We start from the raw sequence: 5,788 nt of genomic DNA on the forward strand, positions 1-5,788 counted from the left end.
TTGACCAGGTGCTGGCGGCTTCTGTCCAGCAGTCGGCCGTCGGTGGGATGCGCAATGGCCTTGGGCATCACCGTGGTGTCCACGATGACCTGCTGCACGCTGGCTTTCTGGATCACGCCACCACGCCGGGCAGCGTCGATGCTGGCAGCCAGCAGCGCTTCAACGCCTTCTTCCCCCACGCGCTGGCGCCAGCGCGTGAGGCTGGACGCATCGATGGGCGCTTCGGTCTGCAGATAGGTCTCGCCGCAGAAGAACTGCCAGTACGGGTTCTCGACCCAGGTGTTGACCACGGCTTCGTCGGAAGCATCGAAGGTGTGCTGCAGGTACAGCAGCCCGGCAATCAGGCGCGGTGGCAAGGCGGGCCGGCCGCGGCCAGAAGTGAACGAGACCGCGAAGGTGCGCTCGATCTCGGTCCAGTCGATCAGCGCCGCCAGCCTGACCAGCGGGTGCTTCATGTTGATCTGCTCGTCCAGCCTTGGACGGAACAGCTCGGCCGTGTGTGGATGCGAAGGCTTCGGACCCATCGGACTCCTTGGAGGAATTTGCAAGAAAACGGGCTCAACTGAATCTATACCTTGCAAGTCCAGCGCCCACTCAGCCACAAAACTTCACGCAAGATCAACGGCTTACGGGTTGTTCAGGGCGGACTAAGAACGGTATTCGTGGAGAGTATCCCAAATAGGATTTCCCGCGGCCTCCATTATTTACCATCATCAATAGAAATCGATTCTATAATTGATTTTATAGATTCAATATTAGATGTGCCATTTTTTGTTTCACCACCGCCGATAATGGCCTGTTTAGAGTTGTAAAAACAAAAAGCAAATGAGTAATCCGACTCATTTTTTGAGATGACAGCACGCATCGGTAGGCCTTGCGATTGGCGAACATCAAGAAGGGCGCTTTTAGGATTTGCAACGAAATTTTTTAGTGTACAAGGATCGGCGTTGTTATCGAGAACCAAGCCCTGCGGATCATCAGGAGGGTCGCAAGAGATCCAAACCCAGTAATTGTCATATTTTTTCGGAGGCTCCACTGACCATGAAACTCGGCTTCTTAAAATATGAGCATCGTTCTTTTTTATAGTTTTCTGCTTGCCTTGATCGATAAACACACTCCAATCTCCGTCAAACCATATTCGTCCTTTATTTGGAACAGCTAATTTCATTTTGCAGGCGTCGAAACTTGTATGTATATCGTAGGCACCGGGGGTCGAGACCGGAACATAACCTTGAGTTATTAATTTCGCCGGATCAGCGTGCAAATCGAGAAAAATGCAGCAAAGAAAAAGCGCAGAAAAAATTGGAAATAAACGCCTCATTCATGGCTTTCTTGGAATGAAACTTCAGGGGGCGGATTCAAACCTGAAGTGCAACGCCTGCCATTCGATAAGGTCAGAAGATGCCGAGCACTTCGACGAAGACATACCACCTGCAGCCTGAGGATCGCCTGACGCTGGCGAGCCTGCGCCAACAGGGGCTGGGCGTGCGCGCCATGGCCCGTGTGCTGGGGCGCTCGCCGTCCACCGTCAACCGCGAATTGCAACGCAACGCCGATTCGAGCGGTTACGCCAACGTCACGGCGCGCACCCGCTGCCGGCAACGCAGACTGGCCGCGCGTCCTGCCCGCAAGCTCGATCCCGAAGGCGTCATGTTCGGCGTCGTGCGCCAGTGCCTGGGCTGGCGCTGGTCGCCCGAACAGATTGCCCTGACACTGGCGAGCATCTATCCCAAGGGCCATCCCTACCGCGTGTCGCACGAGACGATTTACAACTGCATCTACGCCCAGCCTGTGGGCGAGCTCAAGCGCGAACTGGTGGCCTGCCTGCGCCAGGTGCACAACCAGCGCACGCCCCGCAGCAAGGGCCAGGATCGGCGCGGGCAAATTGCGGACATGCTCAGCATCCACGTGCGCCCACCCGAGGTCGAAGACCGGCAGTTCCCCGGCCATTGGGAGGGCGGCCTGATCAAGGGTCAGGCCAACGCCAGCGCGGTGGGCACGCTGGTCGAGCGCACCAGCCGGCTGCTGATGCTGGTGAAGCTGCACCAGTCCAAACCTGCCAGTGCGGCCAGCGTGCTGCAGGCCTTCACGGACAAGCTGCGCAGCATCGCCCAGCCGATGCGCAAGACGCTGACCTACGACCAGGGCCGGGAGATGGCACGACACAAGGAGCTGACGGCCAACACGGGCGTGGCGGTGTACTTCTGCGATCCGCACAGCCCCTGGCAGCGCGGCTCCAACGAGAACGTCAATGGGCTGGTGCGCCAGTACCTGCCCAAGTGCACGGACTTGAGCGGCTACAGCCAGGAGCAACTCGACGCCATCGCCGACGAGATCAACAACCGGTCCCGCAAGGGTCTGGGCGTGAGAACGCCATTGGCCGTGTACCGCCAACTCTTGATCACGCACTCCGAGCCACAATCCAACACCGTTCACTGAAAGCGTGGGTGTTGCACTTCAGGTTTGAATCCGCCAGGCTTCTTTTTTCAACTTGTCGAGGAACGAGCCCATTTCCGAATTTCCTGGTTAGACAAAACTCGATATGTAGTAAGAATATCTTGATTTTGGACTGATCAATGGCTTTGTTTTTGAATTAATCCCTATTCGAGAAATTCAATACTCCGAAGGATTTTTAGCGCGTGAGGCACCAGGTCTCCTCTTGGGCCATCACGCAAAAGACCTACTTTACCAAGTCCGCAAAGTGCTTTGGAAGCGTGATAGATGCAGAAGCTCATATATCTTGTGCGTCCGGCGTCGTCCCCCGTGAGTTGATCGCTCGTGTCAGCCCATCCTTGAGCATTAGGTGTTTTGATGTCGTAAACACGCATTGCAGCTATAGTGGAGTTCAGAAAGTCGGGGTCACTGTAGTCTTGAGATTGCTTAAGATAATTGCGCAACTCCTTTGGAGCTTTCTTCCACCTTTCAAGTTTTTTATCGTAGATGCCGGAGGGTTGTGGATTATCTATGTAATTCTTTTCCTTGCACGAAAAAGACAGGGTTAGGGTATCCATATTTGATTTCCAAGCGTTTGGAATAGGATATATAGTTATGCCTCCAACATTATTTTTTGGATTTCCACCATTCCCGATTTGATATTTAAAATTAGCAGAAATAATGAATCTTATTTTACAACTCTTCCCCATATCTAATGTTTCATAATTTATTTTATTGGAATTTTCCTTAAATTCATTTGCATGAACAGCATAAATGAAAGATGCAACAATTAGAAATAAAATTGCTTTATTAAGCATTGTTTTTTCGTGGCACATACCCTTCGGGGTAGTCGAGTGATAAATGCCCGTTTGCGTTCGGCAAATGGGTTTCTGTTAGCACCGCTAGGGCTACTCCGTACCCAGAGCATCTAGATTCGAATCCATTGAGAATCGTGGAGTACGTGTTATTGACTTCTCCGGGAATGTTGACTCCTGCCGAGACCTTCCAAAAGGCTTGACTGCGATAATAAACTTTATCTCCCATGCTCTGACCTTTGCTGTTCACAGTGGGAACTACCATCCGTTCAAATATGTGAACGCCGTCTGCATAAAAGTTTAGCCCCTGTTTGGCAGCATAAAATCCAGCGCTATCTGAGGGGGCCCAATTGCCCTCATCTACATCTATCGAGATATCTCCGGCAATTTCTTGCCTCCATTGAATAATTTTTTGTGTTATTTCAGGGAAGTTGGTATCTTGCAATGCGCCCCATTTCTTTTTCTTTGCTGCGTCGATCAACGTTGTTCCCAGTTTGACAGGGAACGCTCTTCCTCGGTATCGCCAGTAATCTATGTAGTTGTCGGGATTGGTCATCTGTAAGAAGCCGCGCCCATACCATGGCGCATATACCAAAGCTGCCCCGTTTCCCTCTGAAAGGCTCTGCCACCAAGTCGTCTCTTGGATTGAATTTCCAAAAAAAGAAACCAACCGTATTGGCGTGTTTATGCCCCATTTTCGCAATGCTTGATTTAGGGGAATCCGGTGATTGGAGAGGATCTTGTGGACAGTTGTCCGATCAGAGGGTTTAGGCTTGGGGCCGAGGACCCCTTCCCAAAGGATCGCTGGATGCTGGACACCCTGCGCATCTTTGTATGTGCCCCTGCGCACCGCATGACTTGGCAGCAATTGCAGCATTTCGCACACGCTCAGCCACATGCATTGGCGCATATGCAGGATGAATTCTCTGGGATGCCAGTGCCAATGCTTCTTGCCTAGGCGCTGGCGGTCGGAGTCGGGTAAGTCCTCCCAGAAGCACAGTTGCTTGGCGAACGCCACCATCTGCTGAAATCCCGCTTCGTCCACAGGACGGTCGTTGTAGGGGCTGCGCTCCTTGGTCCAGCGCCAGCGCAGCTCCACATCCTCCTTCGACCATTCGGTCGGAAATTTGCACACGGTACGCGTCAGGCGCCGCTGCACGTCGGGAGCGCACAGACGCTGCTTGCGTGTCTGCGGTGTGTCCTGTTCGACGGGGTCGCCTTCGGGCGTGGTATTCAGAAAGCGATGAATGATGGCCGAGTCACATCGACTGTCGTCGTCGGTCACGTCGTCATCCACCAATCTCCAGCCGCGCCAATGCGGAAAGTCCGCATCGCTGAATTTGGTTGTTTTCTTGCCATTGAGGTTAATGAATCGCTCGCTGCCGTCCGGCAACTGCACGCGGCGCCAATGCGGCATGTCCGGTGCCAAAGCGTCGGGGCCAAGCTTGCGGCCCAGGCGCATCAATTCATAGATGCCGCTCGGGCTGTTGCCTGTAGGCGTGTGCTTGTGACGGTCCAGTGCTTCGTAATACAGGCCATATTCGGGCTTCCAGTCTGACTTGCTCGCGAAGCTCTTTTCTTCGAACAGACCCACGGGCTCACCGCCAGCCAAGCGCCAAGTCCTCAGGCGGATGGCGCCTTTGTCGTGTTCGATGCCGAATACGAGGTCCTCTGTGGTGACGGACGCCGAGGCTGGCGGATTGGCGCCGGGATGGCTGGTGTACAGGTCGGCGCCACGCGGCACGTATACATAGATGGTGCCGAAGAGAACGTCGGTGCGCCCATCGCGCTCCGGAATCAAACGACCGGTGCGCCGGCCAACGAGGGCGGCCAAATCATCGTCGCCGCAGATGATTTCGAAGTGGATGCGTGCATCCTCGCCTCGAATCTTGCCCGCCAAGCCCAGCGGCATGCGACGCCACACCGGTTTGCCCACCTCGGGCAAGTCCTTGTCCAGGCGGCTCAGGTGCTGGCTGATGCTGTAGTAGGTCAGGGTCGTAGGTGTGGGATTGGCGCCCGGCGTGGCGCCGATCTCGGTCTCGTGGCGGATCACCACGCAACCGCAGCTGTATTCCTTTCCGCCGTGAGTGAGCGGGGTGTTGTCACGACGGAAGATGACCGTGCCGTCGGCGATGGCGCGCACCGGGCTGTCGCTGAGGGGGGCCGCCAGATGCGTGCCGCCATGCCAGGCCATGCCCTGGCTGACAGGAAAACCGCCAGAGCCAACCACACCGCCTTGCATGACGCTGTTGACGCACTCGATGTCGTAGCTTTCCGGAAAGCCGGCGTTGGCCAGCAGAAAGGGGGGACTGATGATCATGGACCTGGGCTCACATTGAGAAGTCGGGTGCATGCCCGGGATGCTCGGTGGTGGGTGCCTCTGCTGCGGCGGGTAACGGGACCTCTTGGATAGGCCGGCTCATGGGCCCGACCTGCGCATGCATGGCCGCATGCTCCTGCCAGCTGCCGGCGGTGCCGTGGCGGATGCCCTCGGCGCTCCACTCGGTGTAGCTGCCCCCTCCGATGAGCACGACCTTCTT

6 protein-coding genes are annotated in these 5,788 nt (G+C 55.3%); 1 reads left to right on the top strand and 5 read right to left on the bottom strand.

Features of this window, described 5'->3' with window-relative positions; genetic code table 11:
• Nucleotides 1-524, bottom strand: a 524-nt coding sequence (locus NS331_RS21915) for a transposase (RefSeq protein WP_193758178.1), incomplete at its 3' end; no start/stop codon positions are given.
• Nucleotides 525-700: 176 nt separating this feature from the next.
• The gene (locus NS331_RS26340; RefSeq protein ID WP_153012980.1) at nt 701-1,321 is read right to left on the bottom strand and encodes a hypothetical protein; all 621 of its coding nucleotides are present in this window, start codon (nt 1,319-1,321) and stop codon (nt 701-703) included.
• An 80-nt stretch (nt 1,322-1,401) separates the two neighbouring features.
• On the opposite strand from NS331_RS26340, the gene NS331_RS21920 reads away from it, so the two are divergent.
• Nucleotides 1,402-2,439: an IS30 family transposase gene (locus NS331_RS21920; RefSeq protein WP_058644063.1), complete on the top strand. Its 1,038-nt coding sequence runs from the start codon at nt 1,402-1,404 to the stop codon at nt 2,437-2,439.
• Between the two features lie 161 nt (nt 2,440-2,600).
• Here NS331_RS21920 and NS331_RS26345 read toward each other — a convergent pair whose 3' ends face one another.
• The 3 genes from NS331_RS26345 to NS331_RS21925 form a co-directional block, all read right to left on the bottom strand.
• A complete protein-coding gene (locus tag NS331_RS26345; protein WP_153012981.1) occupies nt 2,601-3,251 on the bottom strand; it encodes a hypothetical protein in 651 nt (216 codons plus the stop codon).
• A complete protein-coding gene (locus tag NS331_RS26350) occupies nt 3,244-5,568 on the bottom strand; it encodes a M23 family metallopeptidase (protein WP_153012982.1) in 2,325 nt (774 codons plus the stop codon). The genes NS331_RS26345 and NS331_RS26350 overlap by 8 nt, the downstream gene beginning before the upstream one ends.
• Before the next feature lie 10 nt (nt 5,569-5,578).
• On the bottom strand, nt 5,579-5,788 hold a 210-nt coding region (locus tag NS331_RS21925; RefSeq protein ID WP_153012983.1), incomplete at its 5' end, for a DUF2345 domain-containing protein.

Source organism: Pseudacidovorax intermedius (assembly GCF_001476815.1).
In the GTDB taxonomy this organism is placed as follows: Bacteria; Pseudomonadota; Gammaproteobacteria; order Burkholderiales; family Burkholderiaceae_C; genus Xenophilus; species Xenophilus intermedius_A.